This window comes from Spirillospora sp. NPDC049652, from assembly GCF_040675125.1.
Lineage (GTDB): Bacteria > Actinomycetota > Actinomycetes > Streptosporangiales > Streptosporangiaceae > Spirillospora.
On record NZ_JBFAOF010000912.1, the window covers coordinates 1 to 2,857 of the forward strand.

Sequence of the window (2,857 nt, forward strand, 5' to 3'; positions counted from 1 at the left end):
GACGTGGACCTGCCGTGGCGGGTCGCGGACCTGTCCGCCCTCGCCCCGGACGACGCCGCCGAGCGGGTCCGCGACCTGGCGGCCGGCGAACGCGCGCGGCGCTTCGACCTGACCGCGCCGCCGCTGCTGCGGCTGCTGCTGATCAGGCTGGCGGAGGACCGGCACCACCTCGTCCTCACCACCCACCACATCATCCTGGACGGCTGGTCGCTGCCGGTGCTGCTGCGCGAGCTCGCCGAGCTCTACCGGGCGGGCGGCGACGCGTCCGGCCTGCCGCCCGTCACCTCCTACCGCGAGTACCTGCGCTGGCTCGCCCGCCAGGACCGCGACGCCGCCGGACGGGCCTGGGCCGAGGCGCTGGCGGGGACCGACGAGCCGACCCTCGTCGCGCCGTCCCTGCGGGACGCCGCGCCCGTCCTGCCCCGCACCGTCCGCGGCACCGTGGACAGGGACCGCACCGCCGCGCTGCGCGACCTCGCCCGCGCCCGGGGGCTCACCCCCAACACCGTGGTGCAGGCGCTGTGGGCGATGCTGGTCGGCCGCCTGTCCGGCCGCGACGACGTGGTGTTCGGCGCGACCGTCGCCGGACGGCCGATGGAGCTGCCCGGCGTCGAGCACACGCTCGGCCTGTTCGTGAACACCGTCCCGGTGCGGGTCCGGCTCAGCCCCGCGCTGCCCTTCGCGAGCCTGCTGGACGACCTCCAGCGGCGGCAGTCGGCGCTGCTCGACCACCAGCACCTGGGACTCGCCGAGATCCAGCGCATCGCCGGACCGGGAGCGGGCTTCGACGCCCTGCTCGCCTACGAGAGCTACCCGCGCGCCAAGGACGGCCCGCCGCGCTTCGGCGGCCTCGCGATCACCCGCGCGGTGAGCGATGACGCCTCCCACTATCCGCTCACCCTGGTCGTCAACCCGCACGACGAGCTCGACCTGCAGCTCACCTACCGGCCCGACGCGTTCGGCGAGGACGCCGCCGCCGGGCTGCTGGACCGGTTCGGCCGTATGTTGGACCAGGTTGTCGCGGACCCCGACGTGCGGCTGTGCGACCTGGAGGTACTGCGGCCCGAAGAACGGCCCGCCGTCCCGGCCGCCGTCCCAGCGCGGCCAGCCGCAGACGTCTCCCTGGTCGACCTGTTCGAAGCGCACGCCACCCGCACCCCCCACGCCCCGGCGGTGGTGTGGGGCGCGACCCGCTGGACGTACGCCGAACTCGACGCAAGGGCCAACCGGATCGCCCGCACGCTGCGCGACCGGGGCGTCGGTCATGAGGACCTGGTCGGCGTCCGGCTGGAACGGTCGGCCGACCTGGTCGCGGCGCTGCTCGGCGTGCTGAAGGCCGGGGCCGCCTACGTGCCCGTCGACCCGTCCTATCCGGCCGAGCGGATCGCGTTCCTGCTGGACGACGCCGGCCCTGCCGTCGTCGTGGACGAGGAGTTCCTGCGTGTCCTGAGCGCGGACGAGACCCGCGTCGATGTGCGGGGGCACCCACTGCAGGCCGCTTACGTGATCTATACGTCGGGTTCGACGGGTCGGCCCAAGGGCGTGGTGGTGCCGCATGCGAACGTGGTGCGTCTGCTGGAGTCTGCTCAGGCGCGTTTCGATTTCGGGGCCGACGACGCGTGGGCGCTGTTCCATTCGTTCGCGTTCGACTTCTCGGTCTGGGAGCTGTGGGGAGCGCTGGGCTTCGGCGGACGCCTGATCGTGGTTCCGTGGGAGGTCTCGCGGTCACCACGGGAACTGGTCGATCTCCTGACCGCCGAGCGCGTCACGGTCCTGAACCAGACCCCGTCGGCGTTCTACCAGTTGATGGACGTCGAGGGCCTGCCGGACGTGGGCCTGCGCTGGGTCGTGTTCGGCGGCGAGGCCCTGGACGTGTCCCGCCTGGCGGGCTGGTTCGCGCGCTGCCCGGACACCGCTCTCGTGAACATGTTCGGCATCACCGAGACGACCGTCCACGTCACCTGGAGCCTCCTGGACGAGCAGGTGTGCGCGTCGGGCCCGGCAAGCGTCATCGGCTCGGCCCTCCCCGGCTACCGGGTGTATGTGCTGGACGCCTGGTTGCGTCCGGTGCCGCCCGGCGTCGTGGGGGAGGTGTACGTCGCCGGGACGGGCGTCGCCCGCGGCTACCTTGACCGTGCCGGGCTGTCGGCGGGTCGCTTCGTGGCCGACATCTACGGCACCGGTTCCCGGATGTACCGGTCGGGAGACCTCGCGCGGACGCGCCCGGACGGCTCCCTGGAGTACCTAGGCCGGGCCGACGCGCAGGTGCAGTTACGCGGCTTCCGGATCGAACTCGGCGAGATCGAGACGGTGCTGGTCGGGCACCCCGGCGTCCGCCAGGTCGCGGTGGCCGTGCGCGAGGACCGGCCCGGCACGCAACGCCTGGTCGCGTACCTGGTCGGTGATGCCGACCCGTCGGCGGTGCGTGCGCACGCGGCCGAACGGTTGCCCGAGCACATGGTCCCGGCGGCGCTCGTGACGTTGGACGCGTTGCCGATGACCGTGAACGGCAAGCTCGACCGCGCCGCGCTGCCCGCCCCCGAGCTCTCCGGCCCCGGCCGTGGCCGCCTTCCGGGAACACCTGCCGAAGAGGTCGTCTGCGGGCTGTTCGCCGAGGTGCTGGGCCTGGAGACGGTCGGCGCGGACGACTCGTTCTTCGAGGTCGGCGGCGATTCGCTGCTGGCGATGCGGCTGATCGCCCGCCTCCGGGCCGTGCTGGACGCCGAGGTGGGGATCCGCGAGCTGTTCGCGGCGCCGACCGTCGCGGGCATCGCCCGCCTGGTCGGGAGAGAGCGGGGCGCCGCGGCGGTGCCGCTGACGGCCCGGGAGCGGCCCGACCGGATCCCGCTGTATCGCC

Annotated in this window: 1 protein-coding gene; it reads left to right on the forward strand. The window is 73.8% G+C overall.

What is annotated here, in order from left to right; all coding sequences use genetic code 11:
- On the forward strand, positions 1–2,857 hold a 2,857-nt coding region (locus AB0J52_RS34760; RefSeq protein WP_500187145.1), incomplete at both ends, for a non-ribosomal peptide synthetase.